This window comes from Mangrovibacter phragmitis (genome assembly GCF_040429585.1).
GTDB classification, from domain to species: Bacteria; Pseudomonadota; Gammaproteobacteria; order Enterobacterales; family Enterobacteriaceae; genus Mangrovibacter; species Mangrovibacter phragmitis.
This window is the reverse complement of record NZ_CP134782.1, coordinates 1,619,700-1,644,820: the sequence shown is the minus strand read 5'-3', so window position 1 is coordinate 1,644,820 and position 25,121 is coordinate 1,619,700. Positions and strand designations below refer to the sequence as shown.

Below are 25,121 nucleotides of genomic sequence, written 5' to 3'. Positions count from 1 at the left end.
AGCTGCTTCAGGTAAACGAAAAACGGCAGTATTACATCCGCTCTACAGTTTCAATACCCAGGGTATCCAGACCGATTTTCAGCACTTTGGCTGTCAGGCGCGCGAGCTGGAGGCGGCTGTCACGCACTGGTTGTTCGGCACTGAGAATAGGGCAATGCTCATAAAATGCGGAGAACAACCCGGCGACATCATATAAGTAGGCGCACATAACATGTGGGGTGCCATCGCGAACCACTACAGCAAGGGTTTCTTCTAACTGCAACAGGCGGGCTGCCAGCGCAGATTCGCGCTCGTTACCAATCACGACAGGTGCGGTAATTGACTGCTCATCGATACCGGCTTTGCGGAAGACAGACAGCACGCGCGTGTAGGCATACTGCATGTAGGGTGCGGTATTGCCTTCAAATGCGAGCATGTTGTCCCAGTCGAAAACGTAGTCGGTGGTGCGGTTTTTGGACAGGTCAGCATATTTCACTGCACCAATCCCTACAGCATTTGCCAGTACGTTAAGCTCATCGGCAGGCATGTCCGGGTTTTTCTCACTGACCAGCTTACGGGCACGCTCCAGCGCCTCATCCAGCAGGTCGGCAAGCTTGACTGTACCACCCGCACGGGTTTTAAACGGCTTACCATCTTTGCCCAGCATCATGCCGAACATATGGTGTTCGAGAGGAACGGATTCAGGCACATAACCCGCTTTACGCACAATGGTCCAGGCCTGCATCAGGTGCTGGTGCTGGCGGGAATCAATATAATAGAGCACACGGTCCGCATGCAGTGTTTCGTAGCGGTATTTGGCACAGGCAATGTCAGTAGTGGTATACAGATAGCCGCCATCTTTCTTCTGAATGATAACGCCCATCGGTTCGCCTTCCTTGTTCTTGAACTCATCAAGGAACACGACAGTGGCACCTTCACTTTCTACGGCGAGGCCTTTGGATTTCAGATCGGCGACAATGCCTGGTAGCATGGGGTTGTACAGGCTTTCACCCATTACGTCGTTGCGGGTTAATGTCACATTCAGACGGTCATAAGTGATTTGGTTCTGGGTCATGGTGATATCGACCAGCTTACGCCACATTTCCCGGCAGTATTCATCACCGCCTTGCAACTTAACGACATACCCACGCGCACGTTCAGCAAAAGCTTCATCTTCGTCGTAATGCTTTTTGGCTTCGCGGTAGAACCCTTCCAGGTCAGCGAGTGCCATTTCACCTGCATTTTCTTGCTGCTGTTTTTCCAGAAATGCAATCAGCATCCCGAATTGAGTACCCCAGTCGCCAACATGGTTGGCCCGGATGACGTTGTGCCCAAGGAAGCTCAACGTACGGGCGGCTGCATCACCAATGATGGTTGAACGCAGGTGGCCAACGTGCATTTCTTTGGCAACGTTTGGTGCGGAGTAATCAATGACGATGGTTTCTGGTGTTGCAATGGCGCTGACACCCGCACGCTCTGAAACGACCGCCAGCTCAACCTGGGCCGCCAGAAATACCGGGTCGAGGAAAATATTAATAAAGCCAGGACCGGCTATTTCAACTTTACTGGCAATTCCGGTTAAATCCAGGTTTTCGAGCACTTTCTCAGCCAACTGGCGGGGAGGCATTCCCAGTTTTTTGGCCTGGGCCATCACACCGTTTGCCTGATAATCACCGAACTGAACTTTTGCAGACTGGCGAACCTGTGGTTCGCAATCTGTGCTTGCGCCTGCTGCAATCAGTGCCTGACTGACTTTATCTGAAAGAAGTGCCTGAATATTCACCTGAATACCTTTTTTAGCTGCGCGATTCCCTGACAGGAAGCGTGTACATACAGAAATAAGGGCGCGATTATACTGCATTTGTCTGAAGGCGTCAGTAAGCGCGCCGCCATTCCACGGTGTGCCAGGCTCAGGGGGTATTGTTTGTCTAAAAATGCACCTGAGTAGCGTTGGCCTGGACCGGGTAAACAGGTAGAGTAGCGTTTTTTTACAGGAGTGGGCGATGAACGACTGGCAGATCATTGAAGAACTTGCAGATATTAAAGCCGATTTACCGCGTTTTGAGCAGGCTCTGGCGCAACTGGCCGGCCAGTTAGGCCTGGAACTGGGCAAGCGGGAGGCAGACCATATTTCGTTGCGCTGCCACCAGAATACGACAGCTGAACGCTGGAAAACGGGATTTCTGCGTTGCGGGGAATTACTGTCTGAAAAGCTGATTAATGGGCGCCCTGTTTGCCTGTTCCGGTTGAAGCAACCCGTGGAAGCCGGGGGCTGGGCTTTCACACTGATTGAATTGCCCTGGCCTGGTGAAAAGCGTTACCCCCATGAAGGCTGGGAACATATTGAAATTGTTCTTCCCGGCGACCCGTCAACGTTAAACGCCCGTGCGGTGGCGCTGCTTTCTGATGCCGGGCTGGCAAGACCTGGCATCAGCATAAAAACCAGTTCCCCCACAGGTGAAGGTGAGCGCTTGCCTAACCCCACGCTCGCTGTCACCGATGGCACTGTGACTATTAAATTCCACCCATGGCCACTGGATGTCATTATCAGCAGTGAACGGGATAAATAGCACTACAGCGCATTAACCGCGCGTTGGATGCGCAGAATAGCTTCGTTGAGCGTTTCCTGAGTGCAACCAAAATTAATGCGTACAAAGCTGCTATTACCGAAATCGCGTCCAGGTGAAAAACCTAACCCGGCATCCAGGAAGAATTTCGCCGGGTTATCAACGGGCAGCCCTGAACAGTCGACCCATGCGAGGTAGGTGCCTTCAGGAGGAATCACGGCTAAACCTGGAAGGGCGTTTATGGCTGCGCAGAGCGTATCGCGGTTGTTACGCAGCACCTGCAATTGCGCGTCCAGCCAGGAGCCCCCCTCACGTAGTGCCGCTTCAGCGGCGGTAATTGCCAGAATATCCACCTCAGGAACAATGCCTGCCCGCGTTGCAACAAAACGCTGGCGCAATACCGGATTGGCGATAATCGCAAAAGACGCGCCCAGACCAGCGATATTCCACGTTTTGGACGGTGCCATGAGGGTGACTGTTCGCTGTGCCGCGTCGTCACTCAGGCTGGCAAAGGGAATATGGTGTGCGCCTTCGTCCAGCAGCAAGTCACAATGGATTTCATCAGAACAGACAATCAGGTTATTGCGCTGGGCAAAGGCCAGTTGTTCTGATAACTCATTGCGGCGGTATACCGTCCCGCCAGGATTTTGTGGGTTACATAACATCAGTAACCGTTCGTTACCCAACAACTGTGGTTCGATTTCTTCAAGATTCATCACCCAACGATCATTTTGCAGATGCAAGGGGGCATTTAACTGAGTGTGCCCCGCCAGACGCGCTGCTTTGCGAAATGGAGGGTAGATGGGGTCGGGCGCGAGCGTTCCCTGGTCCGGGCCGCAATAAGCACGCACGGCAAGATTCAACCCGGTTGCGACACCCGGAATAAAGACCAGCCATTCAGGCTCAATATGCCAGTCATAACGGTTAGCCAGCCAGTTAACAACGGCCTCAGCCAGACCATCCGGATGTTTACCGTATCCAAACACACCTTGTGCAACACGGGCCTGCAACGCCTCAATCACGCAAGGCGGGGAGCGAAAATCGGTATCCGCTACCCACATTGGCAATACAGAGGGCGGCCAGTGATTCCATTTAATGCTGTCGCTGTGATAGCGGTCGGTATGCTCATCGAAATTGAATGTCATGATTGCCCTGCTTGAAAAGATAAATCAGACTAATGACAAAATGGATATCTACCAGGTTAAGAGTAAAAAGGAGAATGTCAATGGCGTTGTTGGAGATCTGTTGTTATAGCCTGGACTGCGCCATGGTGGCGCAACGCTCTGGGGCTGACCGAATTGAGTTATGTTCCGCGCCAGCTGAAGGTGGACTCACTCCATCAGCAGGCCTGTTAAGGGCTGTTCGCCGCCTGGTTTCACTGCCCGTTCATCCTATTGTTCGCCCGCGTGGTGGCGACTTTTGTTACGACGCGCACTCCTTTGACATTATGCTGGATGATATTTCCCTGATGCGTGATGCCGGGTTCCCGGGCATTGTAACGGGTGTACTGACAGAGGATGGCCAGGTTGATTTGCAGCGAATGTCGCGAGTGATGTCGGCTGCAGGGAGCATGGCAGTCACCTTTCATCGAGCCTTCGATGTGTGCCGGTCACCACAGCAAGCTCTGTGCCAGTTAGGCGAACTGGGCGTTGCACGGATACTGACATCCGGGCAGGCAGCCAGCGCTGAGAAAGGAATTACGTTGCTGAGGGAACTTATTGGGATTGCCGGAACTCCAATTATTATGGCAGGAGCGGGTGTGCGCCCGTCCAACATACGGTTGTTTGTTGAGAGCGGTATTCAGGAACTGCACAGCTCAGCCGGAGAATATGTGCCATCGGTTATGCGTTACCGGCATCAGGGGGTATCCATGTCAGCAGACCCTGACGCAGATGAATTTCGTCGTTATCGGGTAAGTGCTTCTGCGGTAACGGAGATGAAAACGATTCTGTCCGGTCACAAGGAGAACTGATTTTTGCCGCACATCATGTCGCCCAATATGATGTTTGCATGTACCAGGCCCCGATCTTTTGTCGGGGCTTTTTTTATGCCTGGATTTCTGCTTCTGCAATAAATAACCAAAAATTATAGATACACCTGAATCCGGCGGGTGTTTTTTAATTACCTGTGACCAGGCGTTTCTTCCAGATCATTGTTATTAAAATAGTTTTATTTACTGCATAACCATGCATTGATGATGAATGCGGTTCCACTCACATATTTTTCTGGTTATGAAATATAACGCGATAGCGATACCTGCCAGTATCCGGCAATAGCGTGGAAAATCAAAGGTTGCAGGGAGTGTTGCACCAAACGTTAAGGTAATGCTATTGTCGATTGCTCGGGAATGGTTGTTTGAAAACTATGCAATCGATTGTTTTTACAGGAATGCTTCGTTTTACAATTAAGAAACATTAATAAAACAAAAAACTTTATAATTTAAAAATTATTTAAATTTTCATTGCCTGGTGTTAACGTAATAACTCAGGTGATGGTCCGTGAAACGTTTAACCTCTACAAAACCCTGCGCATCATCACTCTCGATGGCATACCGAATCTCTGAAAACGCTTTCAATTGCGATAATAAAGTTATAAGGCTATGAAGTTATGAAAAAAATCGCTGCCGGGCAATATGAGCCGGGAACAGGGAACAACGGATTGGCTTCCTCTGCCACTGCAACAAAAATGCAGGAAATAGATGTTTTGCTTATTGGTGGCGGCATTATGAGCGCTACGCTGGGCACCTATTTGCAGGAGCTGGAGCCAAACTGGTCTATCACTATGGTGGAGCGTCTGGATAATGTGGCTCAGGAAAGCTCCAACGGCTGGAATAATGCAGGTACCGGGCACTCCGCGCTGATGGAACTGAACTACACGCCGGTTGATAAAAACGGTGCGGTCAGTACCCAAAAAGCTGTTGATATTAATGAAGCGTTTCAGATTTCACGCCAGTTCTGGGCATGGCAGGTTCGGCAGGGTGTGTTGCAAAACCCGCGTTCCTTTATTCGTAGTGTTCCCCACGTTAGTTTTGTCTGGGGGCAGGATAACGTTAATTTTCTGCGTGCCCGTTATACAGCACTGAAGGACCGCGTTCTGTTTCGTGGTATGTCCTATTCAGAAAATCACGAACAAATTAAAACCTGGGCTCCGCTGGTCATGGAAGGGCGCGATGCGTCTCAACCTGTTGCAGCAACCTGGACGGAAGGTGGCACCGATGTCAATTTTGGCGAAATCACCCGTCAGCTGGTTGCCTCACTGAAGAAAAAAGCTAATTTCCATTTGCGTCTGGGAACTGAAGTACGGGATTTACACCGTAACCCGGATAATACCTGGACAGTAACCCTGCTTGAAAGAGCCAGCAAAACACAACACCGGGTGAAAACAAAAACGGTTTTCATTGGTGCTGGCGGAGCGGCACTGAAACTGCTCCAGAAATCGGGTATTCCTGAGGCTAAGGCTTATGCAGGGTTCCCGGTGGGTGGACAATTTTTAGTGTGTGAGAAGCCTGAAGTGGTTAATAAACACCTGGCGAAGGTCTATGGAAAAGCCTCTGTCGGTGCGCCTCCTATGTCCGTTCCACATATAGACACGCGTGTTCTGGATGGTAAACGTGTACTGTTGTTTGGCCCGTTTGCCACATTCTCCACCCGTTTTCTGAAAAATGGATCGCTGTGGGATTTGCCTTCAACAACCCGGCCATCTAATCTGCTGCCGATGGTGCATGTCGGGCTTGATAACTTCAGCCTGGTGAAATACCTGGTCGGGCAGGTGGTACAGTCTGATAAAGATCGTCTGAAAGCGTTACGTGAGTATTACCCTCAGGCACAAAAAGAAGACTGGCGCTTGTGGCAGGCAGGGCAGCGTGTTCAGGTTATTGAGCGTGACACCAGGAAAGGCGGCGTATTGCGGTTGGGTACGGAAGTGGTGAGCGACAAACAGGGCACAATAGCAGCTTTATTAGGTGCTTCCCCTGGCGCTTCGACCTCTGCGCCCATTATGCTTGAAGTGATGCGCAGCCTGTTTGCCGATAAAATGCTGAGTGCAGACTGGCAGGTCAAACTGAAGGCCATGTTGCCTTCTCTTGGCCATCAACTGGATGAGGACAGCGCAATGGCGGAACACATTCTGGATTATACCAGCGATGTGCTTGAACTGGTGCATAACACCACGCCGGTAACCCAGACAGCGCCGTTACCAGAAGGCGAGTTGGTGGAAGATGAACTGGTGGCGGATATTGCGATCTGACAATTCTGCCGGTCGATAAAAGAAAACGCGCAACGGAATCGCAACCGGGCGCGTTTTTTTATGGCCTTGTAATACAGCCGCAGGATGTCAGGGCTTGCGGGCAATGAGCACCGCACGTAATGGTGCAGGATACCCTTCACAGGTCAGATGTGGATTTTGTGGGTCGAGAAAATCCGCCAACGACTCAGTTTCCATCCAGTCGGTACGGCGTTGTTCCTCGACCGTTGTGTAGTTATGGTCAACGATACGCACATCGACAAAACCGCATTTTTCGAGCCAGTTTTTCAGCGCCAGTGCAGATGGAATAAAATAGACATTGCGCATCTGTGCATAACGTGAGCCTGGCACCAGCACATCATGCTCATTACCTTCAATCACCAACGTTTCCAGTACCAGTTCTCCGCCACTGACCAACTGGTTTTTCAACTGCCACAGGTGGTCAAGGGGGGAGCGGCGATGGTACAACACCCCCATTGAGAACACGGTATCAAACGCTTCCAGCGCAGGAAGTTGCTCTATCCCCAAAGGAAGTAAATGTGCGCGCTGGTCATTTCCCAGTAATTTGCGAACCGCTTCAAACTGGCAGAGAAAAAGCTGTGTAGGGTCAATACCTACCGCGAGTTTTGCACCTGCGCCCACCATGCGCCACATGTGGTAACCACTACCACAGCCGACATCAAGCACCAGGCGGTCAGCCAGCGGTGAAATGTGCGGTGCGACACGGTCCCATTTCCAGTCAGAGCGCCACTCAGTATCGATATGGACACCATAAAAGTGATAAGGCCCTTTGCGCCAGGGCATCAGTTGCCGGAGCAGGCGGGTTAACCCGGTGATTTGCCCTTCACTAAGCGGTGTGGTACTGCCTGCACTAACGCTGTTAACCAAATCGATATGATCAGGAACGCGCTCTGGCAGGAAAGAAACAGCATTTTGCCAGTGTTTGAGCTGGCCATGTTGCCCGTCACGCTGCCATTGTGCTATTTGCGCTGGTAAGGTCTCCAGCCAGTGTGCCAGCGGGCCGGTTGCAATCTGGCTATAAAACTGCCCAAAGTTCGTCACGCTGATTCTCCTGATTTGATGGCAACCAGAGAACCAAAGTTAAAACACTGGAACCAGAGTTCGCAATGTGTGAACCCGGCGGCCTGCAACCGTGCTTTGTGGGTATCGACAGAGTCAGTCAGCATTACGTTTTCCAGCATGCTGCGCTTCTGGCTGATTTCCAGCTCGCTATAACCATTGGCACGTTTAAAATCCAGATGCATATCAAACAGCAGTTCTCCCATTTGCTGGTCCGGAAAACTGAATTTTTCTGATAACACCAACGCGCCACCCGGGTTCAGACCTTGGTAAATCTTGCTAAGCAGTGCCAGGCGATCATCGGGGGCGAGAAACTGCAAAGTGAAATTAAGAATCACCAGTGAGGCATTCTCAATTGGCACATCACGAATGTCGGCTTCTAAGACATCAACAGGAGTGGCTGCACGGAAAGCGTCAAGATGACGGCGGCAGCGTTCTACCATTGGCGCTGAGTTATCGACAGCAATAATCCGGCAATCTGCATGATTGATATTGCGCCGGGCAGAAAGCGTAGCTGCGCCCAGAGAGCAACCTAAGTCGTAAACCTGGCTCGCTGGCGTGACGAAACGCCCGGCCAGCATGCCTATCATTGAAATAATGTTAGAGTAGCCCGGTACCGAGCGTTGGATCATATCCGGGAAAACTTCAGCAACCCGTTCATCAAAGGTCCAGTCGCCAAGGCTTGCGATAGGCGCAGAGAACAGCATGTCGCGGTTAGACATAACGAGGAATCCGAGAATTACAAAGTGCCGTATTGTGCGTTAACGGAGCGAGAAAACCAACTCCCATGGCATAAACCACAGATTACCCAGCACCATCAGCACTAATGAGAGCCATGTGCAGGCCATGCCCGCCCTGCGCCAGGGGAAAAGCCGGTGCCGGTATCCGTAATAGTGCATGATTCGCCCAATAAGCAAAATGCTGCCGCATGCATGCACCATCCAGTAGGCAGCGCCATCCATTTCGAAAAAGAGCAACAAGATTAGGCCAATGGGGATGTACTCCACTGCGTTGCCATGTATGCGAATAGCACTTTGCAGCTCAGAAAACCCCCCATCGCCATAGGCAACATGGTACTGCACGCGAATTCTTACTACATCAACAGATAACTTTAGCAACAATAATGTGCCAAGAACTGCATACAGTGCACTGACCATAAAAACTCCATTTTTTGCCTGACCTGTCGTGAGCTAAACAATAATAGCCTGAACGTGCTGCTCTGTCGCCAGGCTATCAAAATAAGGTGGGCTGTTCCGGTTGGGCTGGCGGCGGTGTGAAATCAGGCACCAGGCGTTGCAGTACCGGTAATAACATCGTCACAATTTGGTGAACCTCGCCAATGTCTGGTGTGTGCAAAAACAAAAATGGGTTATGGTCCTCAGACCAGCCAGACAGGCGGTTAATCCAGTGATGGAACAAACTGGCGCTTTGCGGCATATCATCACTGGCGATAAACCGTACGAGAGGCATGGTTCCGGTCAGCACCGCATGAACCGGAAGCCGTGGTTTCTTGCGCTGCGCTTCGACCATAGCGGGTGTTGAAGCTGCGGCAGAATGCACAGGTCTGCTGTCGAGGATTACCCGGTTTACGCCCCGGGCATGCAGTCCCTGGTTTAACGCCCGTTCAATATCACCTTTTTCGAAAAATGCCGGGTGGCGCACTTCAACGCCCCAGTTGAACCCTTGTGGTAATCTGTCGAGAAAAGCCCATAATACGGGGAGATCTTGCGGAGAAAAGGCCGCCGGGAGTTGCAGCCAGTATTGAGCAACACGCTCTGCCAGTGGCTCCATCCGCTGTAAAAATGCCTGAGTCAGGCTGGCGCAGTCGCGTAGTGCCGCCTGGTGGCTGATAGTGGCCGGGAATTTGAAACAAAAGCGGAAATCATCGTGGCTCATTGCCCGCCAGCGCATCACTGTTTCTGCAGAGGGTACAGCGTACAGCGTGGTATTGCCTTCAACACAGTTGAAATAGCGCGCATATTCTTCCAGCGATGTAATACCCCATTGTCGCCACTTAGGATGTGACCATTGGGGTAAACCAATATACAGCATAACTGTTTAGCACCTGCTTAGCTTTGCAATGGAGCGTACCAATTTACGCAGGGTTACCGGTTATGGCAAAAGTTACAAAGAATGGCACCTTAGGTGTTAATGCCGTTACCCGGCTAGTTATTTTTGTTAAATTTGGCCTGTAGATGCAAGCCCGTGCACAGCAATCAATCAGCCAGGGTGTGATGGGCTTATCGGCAGGCGGAATTTCCAGTATAATAGCCGCCTTTTTTCATCCAGTTGTGGCTTTCAGCCAACGCTGCGGGGTGTTTTTCTCTAACTGAAAACAGTACCGGTGCAGCGAAGTTAAGGGATATCTCATGCGTACAGATTATTGTGGGCAGCTCAATCTGTCCCATGTTGGGCAGCAGGTAACACTGTGTGGTTGGGTTAATCGCCGTCGCGATCTCGGTAGTCTTATTTTTATTGATATGCGCGACCGTGAAGGCATCGTGCAGGTTTTCTTCGACCCGGATCGTCAGCAGGCCTTTGGTGCTGCGGCTGAATTGCGTAATGAGTTTTGCATTCAGGTTACGGGTGTTGTTCGCGCGCGTGATGAAAAGAACGTAAACCGTGATATGGCAACAGGCGAAGTGGAAGTATTCGCCACTGACCTCAATATCATCAACCGCTCAGAGCCGCTTCCGTTGGACTCCAATCAGGTGAATACTGAAGAGGCGCGCCTGAAATACCGCTATCTGGATTTACGCCGCCCGGAAATGGCCCAACGCCTGAAAATGCGTGCAAAAATCACCAGTTTTGTGCGTCGGTTTATGGATGAGCACGGGTTTTTGGATATCGAAACGCCCATGCTGACCAAAGCTACCCCGGAAGGCGCGCGTGACTACCTGGTTCCCAGCCGTGTTCATAAAGGGAAGTTTTATGCGTTGCCACAATCTCCCCAGTTGTTCAAACAGCTGCTGATGATGTCTGGCTTCGATCGCTACTATCAAATCGTTAAATGTTTCCGCGACGAAGACCTGCGTGCTGACCGCCAGCCTGAGTTTACCCAAATTGATGTGGAAACCTCCTTCCTGTCCGCAGAGCAAGTACGCGAAATCATGGAAGCGATGATCCGTAAGTTATGGCTGGAAATCAAAGGTGTTGATCTGGGTGACTTCCCGGTGATGACATTTGCTGAAGCAGACAGGCGCTACGGTTCTGATAAGCCAGACCTGCGTAACCCAATGGAACTGGTTGATGTTGCAGACCTGGTAAAATCTGTTGAATTTAAAGTGTTCGCGGGCCCGGCCAATGATGCCAAAGGTCGTGTTGCGGCATTGCGTGTTCCTGGCGGAGCACACCTGACCCGTAAACAAATTGATGAATACGGTAAATTTGTTGAGATCTACGGTGCTAAAGGCCTGGCGTATATCAAAGTTAACCAGCGTGATGCCGGTCCCGAAGGTATCAATAGCCCGGTGGCAAAATTCTTAACAGCAGAAATTATTGAAGCCATCCTGGCCCGCACCGGAGCGCAGGACGGCGACATGATTTTCTTCGGCGCTGATAAAGCCCGTACCGTTTCTGACGCCATGGGTGCGCTGCGTCTTAAAGTAGGTAAAGACCTGCAAATAACCGATGATAAAGCCTGGGCTCCGTTATGGGTTATCGATTTCCCCATGTTTGAGGAAGATGGTGAAGGTGGTCTGGCGGCAATGCACCATCCGTTTACCTCACCGCGTGATATGTCTCCGGCTGAACTGAAAACCGCACCAGAAACTGCGATTGCCAATGCTTACGACATGGTGATTAACGGCTATGAAGTTGGTGGCGGTTCGGTGCGTATTCATAATGGCGAAATGCAGCAGACAGTATTCGGTATTTTGGGCATCAATGAGCATGAACAGCGCGAAAAATTCGGTTTTCTGTTGGATGCGCTGAAATTTGGTACGCCACCTCATGCAGGCCTGGCATTTGGCCTTGATCGCCTGACCATGTTGCTTACCGGGACGGAAAATATTCGTGATGTTATCGCGTTCCCGAAAACGACGGCCGCTGCCTGCCTGATGACTGAGGCACCCAGCTTCGCTAACCCGGCCGCCCTGGAAGAGTTAAGCCTGCAAGTGGTGAAAAAGAACGCTCAGGAGAATAAGTAACATGGCATTTAAACGGCCTGTCTCTGTCCTGGTGGTGATCTATGCCCAGGACACTGGCCGGGTGTTAATGTTACAACGGCGTGATGACCCCACTTTCTGGCAGTCTGTGACAGGCAGCCTGGAAGAGGGGGAAAGCGCCGTGGATGCCGCACTTCGCGAAGTAAAGGAAGAGGTCGCCATTGATGTTGCCAATGAGCAACTGGCCTTGATCGACTGCCAGCGGCGTGTGGAGTTTGAGATATTTACACATTTACGTCATCGCTATGCCCCGGGCATTGTGCGTAATGTAGAGTCCTGGTTTTGCCTGGCTCTGCCCCACGAACGGTCTGTTGTGATTTCAGAGCATCTGGACTGGAAATGGGTGAACGCGACAGATGCAGCGGTACTCACTAAATCCTGGAGTAACCGGCAGGCGATTGAAGAGTTTGTAATCGATGCCGCCTGAATAAGGCGTTTTTGGAGAAAGTTATGGCAGGTCATAGTAAATGGGCCAACACGAAGCACCGCAAAGCGGCACAGGATGCCAAACGCGGTAAAATTTTTACCAAAATTATTCGCGAGCTGGTTACGGCTGCCCGTTTGGGTGGCGGCGATCCGGGGTCTAACCCGCGTTTGCGTGCTGCTGTCGATAAAGCGTTGGCAAACAACATGACGCGTGACACCTTAAACCGCGCGATTCAGCGTGGCGTGGGGGGTGATGACGACACAAACATGGAAACCATCATTTATGAAGGTTATGGCCCTGGCGGTACAGCTGTTATGGTTGAATGCCTGAGTGACAACCGTAACCGTACGGTTGCCGAAGTGCGTCATGCTTTCACTAAAACCGGTGGTAATCTGGGTACTGATGGTTCTGTTGCCTACCTGTTCAGCAAAAAAGGGGTTATCTCTTTTGAAACAGGTGATGAAGACACCATCATGGAAGCGGCATTAGAAGCGGGTGCGGAAGATGTTGTTGCCTACGACGATGGCGCTGTCGATGTTTACACTGCCTGGGAAGAAATGGGCGCAGTCCGTGATGCACTGGAAGCGGCAGGCCTGAAAGCCGATGCAGCAGAAGTGTCAATGATTCCGTCAACCAAAGCCGATATGGACGCGGAAACAGCGCCGAAATTGCTGCGCCTTATCGATATGCTGGAAGACTGTGATGACGTGCAGGAAGTCTACCATAACGGTGAGATCTCCGACGAAGTCGCAGCGACCCTTTGATTATTGCGCTAATACGCCATATGCCGGAGGCGGGCGATGTCCATTATACTGGGTATTGACCCCGGCTCCCGCATCACTGGTTATGGAGTAATACGGCAGGCGGGACGGCAACTGAGTTACCTTGGGAGCGGATGTATCCGCACTCAGGTGACAGACCTCCCGTCCCGGCTGAAGCTAATTTATGCTGGCGTCAGCGAAATTATCACCCAGTTTGCACCGGATTATTTCGCCATTGAGCAAGTCTTTATGGCGAAAAATGCCGACTCAGCGTTAAAGCTGGGGCAGGCCCGGGGAGTGGCTATTGTTGCTGCTGTTAACCATGACTTACCGGTGTTTGAATATGCTGCAAGGCAGGTTAAACAAACAGTAACCGGGATTGGCAGTGCTGAGAAAGCGCAGGTTCAGCACATGGTGCGCCGGTTGCTCAACCTGCCTTCTAATCCGCAGGCCGATGCAGCGGATGCGCTGGCGATTGCTATTACACATTGCCACATCAGCCAGAATGCCATTCAGGCAGGGTCCGCACGCCTTAACCTGGCGCGAGGCAGGTTGCGATAAATCAGGCTGGATATTTATCCAGCCTTTTTTATATTATAGGTGCCATTAATTCCGTCCAATAAAGATCAGGAGCAAAGTGTGATAGGCCGACTCAGAGGGATTGTGCTGGAAAAGCAACCGCCTCAGGTATTGCTGGAAACAGGTGGCGTGGGTTACGAAATCCATATGCCAATGACCTGCTTCTATGAGCTGCCTGAAGTAGGTAAAGAAGCGGTGGTGTTCACGCACTTTGTGGTACGAGAAGATGCGCAACTCCTGTTTGGGTTTAATAATAAGCAGGAACGCACACTGTTTCGTGAGTTAATCAAAGTAAATGGTGTCGGCCCTAAACTGGCTCTGGCTATTTTGTCAGGGATGTCGGCACAGCAGTTTGTTAATGCTGTTGAACGGGAAGAACCGGCTTCACTAGTGAAGCTTCCGGGTATCGGTAAAAAAACAGCGGAACGCCTGGTGGTTGAAATGAAAGACCGCTTCAAAGGCATGCACGGTGACTTGTTCACACCTGCGGCTGATCTGGTCTTGAGTGCGCCCGCGAGTGCCGCGGCCGATGACGCTGAAGCTGAAGCCGTGGCTGCACTGGTGGCTTTGGGTTATAAACCTCAGGAAGCAAGCCGTATGGTTTCGAAAGTGGCAACATCTGGCGCGAATAGTGAAACATTGATTCGTGAAGCGTTGCGCGCAGTGCTGTGAGGTAAATAATGATTGAAGCCGACCGTCTGGTTTCGCCAGACAACCAGGGCCCGGAAGACAACATCGACAGGGCTATTCGCCCTAAAATGCTGCAGGAATATATTGGACAGCCAGAAGTGCGCAAGCAGATGGAAATTTTCATTGAAGCAGCGCGTTTGCGTGGTGAAGCGCTCGACCATCTGTTGATTTTTGGCCCGCCGGGGCTTGGGAAAACCACGCTGGCAAATATCGTTGCGAATGAAATGGGCGTGAATTTACGTACCACTTCCGGACCAGTGCTTGAAAAAGCAGGCGACCTGGCGGCGATGCTGACTAATCTCGAACCTAACGACGTGTTGTTTATCGATGAAATCCATCGACTTTCTCCGGTGGTGGAGGAAGTGCTGTATCCGGCAATGGAAGACTATCAGCTGGATATTATGATAGGTGAAGGGCCGGCTGCACGTTCAATCAAGATTGATTTGCCACCCTTTACGCTGGTGGGGGCAACCACGCGGGCTGGATCTCTGACTTCGCCTTTACGTGACCGTTTCGGGATAGTGCAGCGCCTGGAGTTTTATCAGGTAAGTGACCTGCAACATATCGTCGCCCGCAGCGCCGGGTTTATGGGGCTGGATATGGCGGCGGATGCAGCTCTGGAGCTGGCACGCAGGGCAAGAGGTACACCACGTATCGCTAACCGGCTATTACGCCGGGTCAGAGACTACGCGGAAGTGCGCCATAATGGTGTGATCAGTGCTGATGTTGCCAGCCAGGCTCTGGATATGCTGAATGTCGATGTCCAGGGGTTTGACTATATGGACCGTAAATTACTGTTGGCGATTATCGACAAATTTATGGGTGGCCCGGTCGGCCTGGATAACCTGGCCGCAGCGATTGGTGAAGAGCGCGAAACGATTGAAGACGTTCTTGAACCCTATCTGATCCAGCAAGGGTTTATTCAACGAACGCCCCGTGGGCGTATGGCCACAAATCGCGCCTGGCAACACTTCGGGATTACACCACCGGAGAACGGCTGATTACTTGTGGTGCGCTTTCTCAAAGCGGCACCAACTACTATGTAGAGTAAAGCCCCTGTCGGGCAAAACCAGACAAGGGCTTATATATTCACGGGAACCGCAATTATACCACCGTCTTTTTCATCATGCTGAACATGAACAGGCAGGCGGCACATAACACCACTGAAGGCCCGGCTGGTGTGTCATAGAAGGCGGAAAAGGCCAGACCGCCAGTAACCGCCAGAATGCCCACCAGTACGGCATAACCTGCCATTTGCTCCGGTGTGCGGGCAAAGCGGCGGCCAGTCGCAGCCGGAATAATCAACAACGATGTAATAATTAAAGCGCCGACAAACTTCATCGAAACGCCTATCGTTAGTGCGGTAACCAGCATCAGCAGCAGTTTTACCCGCTGGATACGGACACCATCGACAAACGCCAGTTCCGGGCTTATGGTCATCGCCAGCAAGCTACGCCATTGCCAGCAAAGTAGTCCAATAACGACACACACGCCAAGTGAAATCGTCACTAAATCTGTTGGGGTGACCGCTAATAAATCACCAAACAGGTAGGCCATTAAATCGACCCGGACATTGGCCATCAGGCTGACCACCACCAGGCCTAACGACAGTGCACTATGTGCGAGAATGCCCAACAACGTGTCAACAGCAAGATGCTGCCGTTTCTCAAGCCAGACTAACCCTGCTGCAAGAACCAGTGTTACTGCAATAACGGCATAGAATGGGCTGACATTAAGCAATAAACCAAAAGCCACGCCCAGCAAGGAGGCGTGAGCCAGTGTGTCACCAAAATAAGACATCCGCCGCCAGACAACAAACGAACCCAGGGGCCCGGCCGCACAGGCCAGTAACACACCCGCAATCCAGCCGGGTAACAGAATTTCTATCATGAAGCGCCATTCCCTTTGCGTAATACAATGCGGCCACGTAAATCATGGCGGTGATTATGGTGGTGGCGGTACACCGCGAGTTGCTCTGCACCTGTGGCGCCAAACATCGCGATAAACTCTGGGTGCATAGACACGCTTTCTGGCGTGCCGGAGCAACAAATATGATGATTAAGGCACAGCACATCATCGGTTTTCGCCATGACCAGGTGCAGATCATGCGAAACCATCAATACAGCGCAATCCAGTTCTTTGCGTAACTGGTCAATCAGGTTATAGAGCGCCAGTTGCCCGTTGACATCCACGCCCTGGGTCGGTTCATCCAGTACTAATAACTGCGGAGAATTCATTAAAGCTCTTGCTAACAGAACCCGTTGGTTTTCCCCACCGGACAGTTTTTGCATAGGCGCTTCAAGCAGATGAGCAGCGTTAACCCGTTTCAGAGCAGGGAGCAGGTCTGATTTTTTTACCCCCGGACGTAAGCGCAAAAACCGGCTTACGGTAAGCGGCAGAGTGGCATCCAGTTGGAGTTTTTGTGGAACGTAGCCAATACGCAGCCCACGGTCCCGGTTGATTCTTCCTTCATCTGGAACTACCAGACCCAGCACGACACGCACCAGAGTGGATTTACCGGCCCCATTTGGCCCCAAAAGCGTAAGGATACGCCCAGGCTTAAGGGAGAATGAAATATCTGATAAAACACGCCGTTGCCCGAATGACACAGACACGTTTTCCAGTGAGACAAGATTGTTCATGGATTTAAACGTTGCAGAAGTTAACGAATGTTATAATATCACAAACTTCGCTGGAATGATGATGGAATAACGCATTATGTTACATAAAAAGACATTTCGTTGCGCGGGCTTTACAGTTGCACTTTGGGCGGGCACCACTGTAGTGGCTCAGGCCGATGTTGTCACCTCAATTAAACCACTGGGTTTTATCGCATCCGCGATTGCTGATGGAGTAACTAAGACAGAAGTATTACTCCCGGATGGCGCTTCCGCACACGATTACGCGCTGAAACCAGGTGACATAATAAAATTAAAAAACAGTGACTTAGTGGTATGGGTTGGCCCGGATATGGAGGCCTTTATGCAAAAGCCAGTGGCTCAACAGGCGGGTGATAAAAACATCGCCTTGTCCACTCTGGCAGCAGTGAAACCGTTACTCATGAAAGGTGGTGATGACGATGATCACGACCATGAACATGTACAGAGTGATGCTGCACATCATGACAAACAGGACGAAAATAGTGATGATGATCACCATCATGGTGAATACAACATGCATATCTGGCTTTCACCTGAAATATCAAAACTGGCAGCGGTTGCAATTCACGATAAATTAGTGGAACTTATGCCGAAAAATAAAGCCAAACTGGACGCAAACCTGCAGCAATTTGAGGCAGAATTAGCCCGCACGGACAAGCAGATTGCAGACGAGCTGTCACCGGTGAAAACGAAGGGGTATTTCGTTTTTCATGATGCGTATGGTTATTTTGAAAAACAGTACGGTCTGACATCTCTCGGGCACTTTACCGTAAACCCTGAAATTCAACCGGGTGCACAGCGTTTACATAACATCAGAACAGAGTTGGTTGAGCAAAAGGCGGTGTGTGTCTTTGCTGAACCACAATTCAGACCAGCCGTTGTCGAGGCCGTTGCCCGTGGTACAGGGGTGCGCATTGGGACCCTGGACCCGTTAGGAAGTGGTATCGCGTTGGGTAAAGACAGCTACATGCAGTTTTTAACCCACTTGTCTCATCAGTACACGAGCTGTCTGGAAGGAGATTAACGAGGATTTTTGTACGTGCAACAGATAGCCCGCTCTGTCGCTATGGCTTTTAACAGCCTGCCCAGACCCCATCGCGTTTTGCTGGGGTCCTTGACAGTACTCACTTTATCGGTCGCCGTATGGCGGCCCTATGTTTACCATCCCGATGCCACGCCTGTTGTGAAAGCATTGGATCTTCATGACAACAAGCCCGTCCATACGCTGATGCCGGATGCCAGCGAGCCAATTGATCAAACATCGGCAGATGATGTGGATGTTGCGTTACCACCTGATGACACAACGACACAGGATGGCAGCGATGAGACAACGTCCAGCAATGGTGTTCAGGATTATGTGGTTTCTACCGGTGATACGCTGAGCAGTATTCTTAATCAATACGGTATTGATATGGGAGAAATCAGTCAGTTAACCAGCACGGATAAGGACCTGGAAAATCTCAAAATCGGCCAGCAACTCTCCTGGACGCTCACCCCCGATGGTAACTTACAGCAATTGTCCTGGGATGTTTCGCGACGCGAAACGCGTGTTTATGACCGTACTGATAACGGTTTCAAGCGCAATGTTGAAGTACAGCAGGGCGAGTGGGTCAACCGGGTTATCAAGGGCAAAGTTAGCGGCAGTTTTGTTGCCAGCGCAAGAGCAGCAGGGCTTAGTGGCAATGAAGTTAACGATGTCGTTAAAGCGTTACAGTGGCAAATGGATTTCCGCAAACTGAAAGCAGGAGATGAGTTCTCTGCGTTAATTTCACGCGAACAGCTTGATGGCAAGCGTGGTCAGAGTCATTTATTGGGCGTGCGTTTGAAAACCGGTGGTAAAGATTACTTCGCTATCCGTGCCGCTGACGGCAAATTCTACGACCAAAATGGGAATGGTCTGGCCAAAGGGTTCTTAAGGTTCCCGACCAGTCGCCAGTTCCGTGTATCATCAAACTTTAATCCTCGCCGCCTGAACCCGGTTACCGGGCGCATAGCCCCGCACCGTGGTGTGGATTTTGCGATGCCACAGGGCACACCAGTGTTATCAGTGGGTGATGGCGAGGTGATTGTAGCCAAACACGATGGTGCTGCGGGGAACTACATTGCTATTCGTCATGGACGCACCTATACAACACGCTATATGCACCTGAAGAAACTACTGGTGAAACCAGGCGATAAAGTGAAACGTGGTGAGCGTATTGCGCTTTCTGGCAACACCGGGCGTTCAACCGGGCCACATCTGCACTTTGAAGTATGGATTAACCAGCAGGCGGTAAACCCGCTGACGGCGAAACTTCCGCGTACTGAAGGACTGACCGGTGCTGATCGCCGCACTTATCTGGCGCAGGTTCGTGAAATCAGACCACAATTAGTCTTTAATTAAATTGTTTGCCAGCCTGAAAGCCGGTGCTTAATCAAGTGCCGGCTTTTCTTTTATCTGGTAGATTTAGCCCGCTAAAATAAAAGTAATCCTGAGGACTGGCTGATAACGGCATGGAAATGAGCAAAAAAGCGAATAATGAATATATCCCTGAGTTTAACCGCGCATTCCTGCATCCACGTTACTGGGGAGCATGGTTAGGTGTGGGTGCATTTGCCGCTCTGGCGCTGGTACCGCCTAAATTACGTGATCCTTTTCTGGGCTTTATTGGGGTCAAAGCAGGCCGGTTAGCAGGTGGGGCGCGCCGCCGGGCTCGTATCAATTTATTCTATTGCTTTCCGGATTTGCCGGAAGCAGAACGTGAAGCTGTCATTGACCGGATGTTTGCCACTGCACCACAATCTATGGTTCTGATGGCCGAATTAGCATTGCGTGGCCCTGAGCATGTGCAAAAACGTGTTCAGTGGCATCATGCGGAAATCATCGAGGAACTGCGTTCCAGGCACGAAAATGTGATTTTTCTGGTACCTCATGGCTGGGCTGTCGATATACCCGCTATGGTACTTGCGGCTCAGGGCAACAATATGGCTGCAATGTTTCATAACCAGGGTAACCCGGTATTCGATTTTGCATGGAACACTGTAAGGCGGCGTTTTGGTGGCCGGCTGCATGCACGTAATGATGGCATAAAGCCCTTTATCAGTTCTGTTCGGCAGGGCTACTGGGGGTACTACTTGCCCGATGAAGATCACGGCCCGGAACAAAGTGAATTTGTTGATTTCTTTGCTACCTATAAAGCAACCTTGCCTGCAATTGGGCGGTTGATGAAGGTTTGCCGTGCACGCGTGGTTCCTATGTTCCCGGTTTATAACGCACAAACCCATAAGCTGGATATTTACCTGCGCCCACCGATGGACGACTTGCGTGAAGCAGACGATGTTACGATTGCACGGCGCATGAATGATGAAGTGGAAAAACTGGTTGGGCCAAATCCGGAGCAGTACACCTGGATACTGAAATTACTGAAAACACGCAAACCCGGTGAGACAGAACCTTACCGGCGTAAAGAATTGTTCCCGCGAGGCAAAGCGTAACAGAGATTTTCATGTCCGCACAGATAACATACTGTTTGTCTGGCAGAAATATTAAAGGGGCCTTCAGGCCCCTTTATTTTATGCGTCAGTTGAGAGTGAAAATATTACTCAACAGTAAGGATGCGTGTGGTATTTGTGGTGCCCACAGTACTCATCACATCACCCTGAGTAACGATAACCAGATCACCAGACATCAGGTAGCCTTTATCGCGCAGCAGGTTAACGGCATCGTTCGCAGCAGAAACGCCATCAAGCTCACTGTCAAAGTGCACAGGTGTTACCCCACGATAAAGAGCGGTGAGGTTCAGTGTACGTTCATGGCGTGACATGGCGAAAATTGGCAAACCAGAGCTGATACGTGAGGTCATCAGTGCTGTACGCCCGGATTCTGTCATGGTAATAATTGCGGTCACACCTTTAAGGTGGTTTGCCGCGTACATGGCAGACATAGCGATGGCTTCTTCAACATTTTCGAACTGAACATCAAGGCGATGTTTGGAAACGTTAATGCTGGGGATTTTTTCCGCGCCGACACACACGCGTGCCATTGCGGCCACGGTTTCTGCCGGATACTGGCCGGCAGCAGTTTCTGCTGACAACATAACGGCATCAGTGCCATCAAGCACTGCGTTAGCCACATCCATAACTTCAGCACGCGTTGGCATCGGGTTGGTAATCATCGATTCCATCATCTGCGTAGCGGTAATTACTGCACGGTTAAGTTTACGGGCACGACGAATCAGTGTTTTCTGAATACCAACCAGTTCCGGGTCGCCAATTTCAACACCCAAATCACCGCGTGCGACCATAACCACATCAGACGCCAAAATGATGTCGTCCATTGCTTCTTCTGTTGCGACAGCTTCAGCACGTTCAACTTTGGAACAAATTTTAGCGTCACAGCCCGCATCACGCGCCAGGCGACGAGCATAGTTCAGGTCTTCACCACAACGAGGGAAGGACACTGCGAGATAATCAACACCAATTTTTGCAGCAGTAATAATGTCAGCTTTGTCTTTCTCTGTGAGGGCTTCAGCAGATAAACCCCCTCCGAGTTTGTTAATCCCTTTATTGTTGGACAAGGGGCCACCGACAGTCACCTCGGTAAAGACTTTCATCCCCTGAACTTCCAGCACTTTTAGCTGCACTCGGCCATCGTCAAGCAACAGGATATCGCCCGGGACAACATCAGCAGGCAGGCCCTTATAGTCAATACCAACCTGTTCTTTGTCGCCTTCGCCTTTACCCAGGTTCGCATCCAGCAGGAATTTATCGCCGATATTAAGAAAGACTTTGCCTTCTTTAAACGTGGACACACGAATTTTTGGCCCCTGGAGGTCGCCAAGAATAGCCACATGGCGCCCCAGTTTGGCTGCTATTTCGCGTACTTTATCTGCACGCATCTGGTGATCTTCGGCGGTGCCATGAGAGAAGTTCATGCGCACAACGTTAGCGCCTGCCGCGATAATTTTTTCAAGGTTATTATCGCGATCAGTTGCCGGGCCTAACGTGGTGACAATTTTGGTTCTACGTAGCCGTCTGGACATTTATTACTCCGTTGACTGAAACAACTTGGTGTTGCGTGAATAAAACCCGGTATTTCTGCACGCCTGGTAACGCAAAGACAACATTAACCGAACGAACCGACTGATACAGCTTTAGTTATAATTTCAATGCTGATCACCGGGTACCATCAAACCTTTATCAAACCGCGATTCTTTCAGGGCTTCTTTGACTCTCTTCAAGTTATCCCTGAATTTTGCGCCACGGCGCAAAATGAAACCGGTTGCCAGAACATCAATCACAGTAAGTTGTGCAAGCCGTGAAACCATTGGCATATAAATATCGGTATCCTCAGGAACATCCAACAGAATTGCAAGTGTTGATTCCCAGGAAAGTGGAGAGCCGCTGGTTGTGATTGATAAGACGATGGCATCGTTTTCACGAGCCAGTTGTGCGAGCTCGACCAGATTTTTGGTGCGACCAGTATGAGAAATCAGCACAACAACGTCATTTTCGCTACAATTCATGCAACTCATGCGCTGAACAACAATATCGTCGGAATAGATGACCGGGACATTAAAACGAAAAAACTTGTTCATGGCATCGTGCGCAACGGCTGCCGATGAGCCCAACCCGAAAAATGCAATGCGTTTTGCCTGGGTAAGAAGGTCTACGGCGCGGTTAACCGCCTGCATATCAAGTTGTTGGCGCACATGGTCCAGATTTGCCATGGCTGATTCGAAAATTTTGGCTGTATACCCTTCAACCGTATCGTCTTCATCGACATTACGGTTGACATAAGGGGTCCCGCTGGCAAGGCTCTGGGCAAGATGTAACTTGAAGTCGGGAAACCCGCGTGTTTCCAGGCGGCGGCAGAAACGGTTTACTGTCGGTTCGCTCACGCCCGCCTCGCTGGCAAGAGTGGCAATACTCGAGTGCATGGCACCTGAAGGCGAAGCAAGAATTACTTCGGCAACTTTTCGCTCCGACTTGCTAAGATGTTCCAGTTGAGACTGAATTTTGTCCAGCATGTTCATAGATTACAGCACACTCATTGATAAGGACGATTTCGCCATCTGGTGATACCGTGTCAATTTTGTGATGAATATACGCTTTTGCAGCAGATATTGGATACAACCTCTGGCAGGATGTTGTTGTTTTTTTTCATAACATGATCAGAGTCTTGTTTTCATAACAGCAAAATCTGCTTTACCGTGCCTTGTTTGCCCGCAGAAACAAGCCAGACGAGGCGTAAAACTGACAATTCTTTAAAACTTAGTCAATAAAATGCCTTTTGGCATCTGTACAGTGTTGTTAAAGATGTAAACACAGTACATTAGTATGAAAGAAAATTACAGATAAGCGCCTGGCTGAGTATCAGGCCAGACATAACGAGGAGACAAAGATGGCGGTAACGCAAACAGCTCAGGCATGTGACCTGGTTATTTTCGGTGCGAAAGGTGACCTGGCGCGCCGGAAACTGTTGCCTTCCCTGTATCAATTGGAGAAAGCGGGCCAACTCCATGACGACACGCGCATTATTGGCGTAGGGCGTGCTGACTGGGACAAAGCTGAGTACACCAAAGTGATTCGTGAAGCGCTGGAAACCTTCATGAAAGAGAAAATCAACGAAGCGTTGTGGGACAAACTCAGCGCGCGGCTGGAATTCTGTAACCTGGATGTCAACGATACCAAAGCATTTACCCGGTTGGGTAAAGTGCTTGATCAGAAAAACCGTACCACCATTAACTACTTCGCTATGCCACCCAGCACTTTTGGCGCTATTTGCAAAGGGCTGGGCGAGGCGAAACTGAATGCCAAACCTGCGCGTGTTGTCATGGAAAAACCGCTGGGTACGTCTCTGGAAACTTCTCAGGAGATTAACAACCAGGTTGGGAAATATTTTGAAGAGTGCCAGGTGTACCGTATTGACCACTATTTAGGGAAAGAAACGGTACTGAACCTGCTGGCACTACGTTTTGCCAACTCATTGTTTGTTAATAACTGGGACAACCGGACCATTGACCATGTGGAAATTACCGTAGCAGAAGAAGTGGGGATTGAAGGGCGCTGGGGCTATTTTGATAAAGCCGGGCAGATGCGCGATATGATTCAAAACCACCTGCTGCAAATTTTGTGCATGATTGCCATGTCACCACCATCTGACCTGACGGCGGACAGCATCCGTGATGCCAAAGTTCAGGTACTGAAATCGCTACGCCGCATTGATCGCTCAAATGTGCGTGAAAAAACGGTGCGCGGTCAATATACCTCTGGTTTTGCACAGGGCAAAAAAGTGCCAGGTTACCTGGAAGAAGAAGGAGCGAACAAAAGCAGTGGCACTGAAACCTTTGTCGCCATCCGCGTTGATATCGATAACTGGCGTTGGGCGGGAGTTCCATTCTACCTGCGCACCGGTAAACGCTTACCGGCTAAATGCTCTGAGGTAGTTGTTTACTTCAAGAATCCGGAACTGAACCTGTTTAAAGAGTCCTGGCAGGAGTTACCACAGAATAAACTGACTATTCGACTGCAACCTGATGAGGGCGTTGATATTCAGATTCTGAACAAAGTGCCAGGTCTTGATCATAAGCACAACCTGCAAACGACAAAACTTGACCTGAGCTACTCCGAAACCTTTAACCAAACCCACCTGGCAGACGCTTATGAGCGCCTGCTACTGGAAACAATGCGTGGTATTCAGGCCCTGTTTGTGCGCCGCGATGAAGTGGAAGAGGCCTGGAAATGGGTTGACTCCATTACCGAAGCCTGGGCCGCTGATAATGAAGCGCCAAAACCTTATCAGGCCGGGACCTGGGGGCCTGTAGCCTCAGTCGCCATGATCACCCGTGATGGCCGTTCCTGGAACGAGTTCGAGTAAGTTCTGCAGGGGAGCAGTTAGCTGTAACTTTACCGGTAACATGATCTAACACAGAAAGCAGGTAATTTTTTTTAAATTAAAGCCCTGACTGGATTCACCAGCGGGGCTTTTT

Annotated in this window: 23 protein-coding genes; 13 read left to right on the top strand and 10 right to left on the bottom strand. The window is 50.5% G+C overall.

Annotation, left to right across the window (positions count from 1 at the left end; translation table 11 throughout):
* Positions 1-31: 31 nt before the first annotated feature.
* A complete protein-coding gene (gene argS / locus MPHASIOC01_RS07800; protein ID WP_064595466.1) occupies positions 32-1,762 on the bottom strand; it encodes an arginine--tRNA ligase in 1,731 nt (576 codons plus the stop codon).
* 220 nt (positions 1,763-1,982) lie between these two features.
* Between argS and MPHASIOC01_RS07795 the strand changes: the two genes are divergently transcribed.
* Positions 1,983-2,549, top strand: a complete 567-nt coding sequence (locus MPHASIOC01_RS07795) for a VOC family protein (protein WP_064594210.1) — start codon at positions 1,983-1,985, stop codon at positions 2,547-2,549.
* 2 nt (positions 2,550-2,551) lie between these two features.
* On the opposite strand, the gene MPHASIOC01_RS07790 is transcribed toward MPHASIOC01_RS07795, so the two are convergent.
* Positions 2,552-3,691 carry a MalY/PatB family protein gene (locus tag MPHASIOC01_RS07790; RefSeq protein ID WP_064594208.1) on the bottom strand — a complete coding sequence of 380 codons (1,140 nt, stop codon included), beginning with the start codon at positions 3,689-3,691 and terminating at the stop codon, positions 2,552-2,554.
* Between the two features lie 80 nt (positions 3,692-3,771).
* Here MPHASIOC01_RS07790 and cutC point away from each other — a divergent pair, with 80 nt between their 5' ends.
* Together cutC and mqo are read left to right on the top strand one after the other, a co-directional pair.
* Complete coding sequence (gene cutC / locus MPHASIOC01_RS07785; RefSeq protein ID WP_064594206.1) at positions 3,772-4,518, top strand: copper homeostasis protein CutC; 747 nt, start codon at positions 3,772-3,774, stop codon at positions 4,516-4,518.
* Between the two features lie 635 nt (positions 4,519-5,153).
* Positions 5,154-6,791, top strand: coding sequence for a malate dehydrogenase (quinone) (mqo, locus tag MPHASIOC01_RS07780; RefSeq protein WP_353614298.1), 1,638 nt, complete (start codon positions 5,154-5,156; stop codon positions 6,789-6,791).
* Positions 6,792-6,878: 87 nt separating this feature from the next.
* Here the strand turns inward: mqo and cmoB are convergent, their stop codons facing one another.
* The 4 genes from cmoB to MPHASIOC01_RS07760 form a co-directional block, all read right to left on the bottom strand.
* Positions 6,879-7,850: a tRNA 5-methoxyuridine(34)/uridine 5-oxyacetic acid(34) synthase CmoB gene (gene cmoB / locus MPHASIOC01_RS07775; protein ID WP_064594202.1), complete on the bottom strand. Its 972-nt coding sequence runs from the start codon at positions 7,848-7,850 to the stop codon at positions 6,879-6,881.
* Positions 7,847-8,590, bottom strand: a complete 744-nt coding sequence (cmoA, locus tag MPHASIOC01_RS07770) for a carboxy-S-adenosyl-L-methionine synthase CmoA (protein WP_064594200.1) — start codon at positions 8,588-8,590, stop codon at positions 7,847-7,849. The genes cmoB and cmoA overlap by 4 nt, the downstream gene beginning before the upstream one ends.
* A gap of 39 nt (positions 8,591-8,629) precedes the next feature.
* The gene (locus MPHASIOC01_RS07765) at positions 8,630-9,025 is read right to left on the bottom strand and encodes an MAPEG family protein (protein ID WP_353614297.1); all 396 of its coding nucleotides are present in this window, start codon (positions 9,023-9,025) and stop codon (positions 8,630-8,632) included.
* 76 nt (positions 9,026-9,101) lie between these two features.
* Complete coding sequence (locus MPHASIOC01_RS07760; protein ID WP_353614296.1) at positions 9,102-9,920, bottom strand: DUF72 domain-containing protein; 819 nt, start codon at positions 9,918-9,920, stop codon at positions 9,102-9,104.
* Positions 9,921-10,237: 317 nt separating this feature from the next.
* Between MPHASIOC01_RS07760 and aspS the strand changes: the two genes are divergently transcribed.
* From aspS to ruvB, 6 genes are all read left to right on the top strand, one after another.
* Complete coding sequence (aspS, locus tag MPHASIOC01_RS07755; protein ID WP_353614295.1) at positions 10,238-12,016, top strand: aspartate--tRNA ligase; 1,779 nt, start codon at positions 10,238-10,240, stop codon at positions 12,014-12,016.
* Between the two features lies 1 nt (position 12,017).
* Complete coding sequence (gene nudB / locus MPHASIOC01_RS07750; RefSeq protein ID WP_064594192.1) at positions 12,018-12,461, top strand: dihydroneopterin triphosphate diphosphatase; 444 nt, start codon at positions 12,018-12,020, stop codon at positions 12,459-12,461.
* 23 nt (positions 12,462-12,484) lie between these two features.
* Positions 12,485-13,225 carry a YebC/PmpR family DNA-binding transcriptional regulator gene (locus MPHASIOC01_RS07745; RefSeq protein ID WP_064594190.1) on the top strand — a complete coding sequence of 247 codons (741 nt, stop codon included), beginning with the start codon at positions 12,485-12,487 and terminating at the stop codon, positions 13,223-13,225.
* A 36-nt stretch (positions 13,226-13,261) separates the two neighbouring features.
* Positions 13,262-13,783: a crossover junction endodeoxyribonuclease RuvC gene (ruvC, locus tag MPHASIOC01_RS07740; RefSeq protein WP_064594188.1), complete on the top strand. Its 522-nt coding sequence runs from the start codon at positions 13,262-13,264 to the stop codon at positions 13,781-13,783.
* 78 nt (positions 13,784-13,861) lie between these two features.
* On the top strand, positions 13,862-14,473 hold the full coding sequence (gene ruvA, locus MPHASIOC01_RS07735) for a Holliday junction branch migration protein RuvA (RefSeq protein ID WP_064594186.1): 612 nt from the start codon (positions 13,862-13,864) through the stop codon (positions 14,471-14,473).
* Positions 14,474-14,481: 8 nt separating this feature from the next.
* A complete protein-coding gene (gene ruvB / locus MPHASIOC01_RS07730; protein ID WP_064594182.1) occupies positions 14,482-15,492 on the top strand; it encodes a Holliday junction branch migration DNA helicase RuvB in 1,011 nt (336 codons plus the stop codon).
* Between the two features lie 103 nt (positions 15,493-15,595).
* Here ruvB and znuB read toward each other — a convergent pair whose 3' ends face one another.
* Both znuB and znuC read right to left on the bottom strand, forming a co-directional pair.
* Entirely contained in the window at positions 15,596-16,381 is a 786-nt protein-coding gene (gene znuB / locus MPHASIOC01_RS07725; RefSeq protein WP_353614294.1) for a zinc ABC transporter permease subunit ZnuB, read from the bottom strand.
* A complete protein-coding gene (znuC, locus tag MPHASIOC01_RS07720) occupies positions 16,378-17,133 on the bottom strand; it encodes a zinc ABC transporter ATP-binding protein ZnuC (RefSeq protein ID WP_353614293.1) in 756 nt (251 codons plus the stop codon). The genes znuB and znuC overlap by 4 nt, the downstream gene beginning before the upstream one ends.
* Positions 17,134-17,209: 76 nt before the next feature.
* On the opposite strand from znuC, the gene znuA reads away from it, so the two are divergent.
* From znuA to lpxM, 3 genes are all read left to right on the top strand, one after another.
* Positions 17,210-18,175: a zinc ABC transporter substrate-binding protein ZnuA gene (znuA, locus tag MPHASIOC01_RS07715; RefSeq protein WP_353614292.1), complete on the top strand. Its 966-nt coding sequence runs from the start codon at positions 17,210-17,212 to the stop codon at positions 18,173-18,175.
* Positions 18,176-18,190: 15 nt separating this feature from the next.
* Positions 18,191-19,534 (top strand): murein DD-endopeptidase MepM, encoded by a 1,344-nt coding sequence (mepM, locus tag MPHASIOC01_RS07710; protein WP_064594173.1) that lies wholly within the window; start codon positions 18,191-18,193, stop codon positions 19,532-19,534.
* A gap of 116 nt (positions 19,535-19,650) precedes the next feature.
* Positions 19,651-20,625: a lauroyl-Kdo(2)-lipid IV(A) myristoyltransferase gene (gene lpxM, locus MPHASIOC01_RS07705; RefSeq protein ID WP_405027770.1), complete on the top strand. Its 975-nt coding sequence runs from the start codon at positions 19,651-19,653 to the stop codon at positions 20,623-20,625.
* A 104-nt stretch (positions 20,626-20,729) separates the two neighbouring features.
* Here the strand turns inward: lpxM and pyk are convergent, their stop codons facing one another.
* Both pyk and MPHASIOC01_RS07695 read right to left on the bottom strand, forming a co-directional pair.
* Entirely contained in the window at positions 20,730-22,172 is a 1,443-nt protein-coding gene (pyk, locus tag MPHASIOC01_RS07700) for a pyruvate kinase (protein ID WP_064594169.1), read from the bottom strand.
* A 123-nt stretch (positions 22,173-22,295) separates the two neighbouring features.
* Entirely contained in the window at positions 22,296-23,165 is an 870-nt protein-coding gene (locus tag MPHASIOC01_RS07695) for a MurR/RpiR family transcriptional regulator (RefSeq protein WP_064594168.1), read from the bottom strand.
* A 368-nt stretch (positions 23,166-23,533) separates the two neighbouring features.
* On the opposite strand from MPHASIOC01_RS07695, the gene zwf reads away from it, so the two are divergent.
* Positions 23,534-25,009, top strand: a complete 1,476-nt coding sequence (gene zwf, locus MPHASIOC01_RS07690) for a glucose-6-phosphate dehydrogenase (RefSeq protein WP_064594166.1) — start codon at positions 23,534-23,536, stop codon at positions 25,007-25,009.
* Positions 25,010-25,121 lie beyond the last annotated feature (112 nt).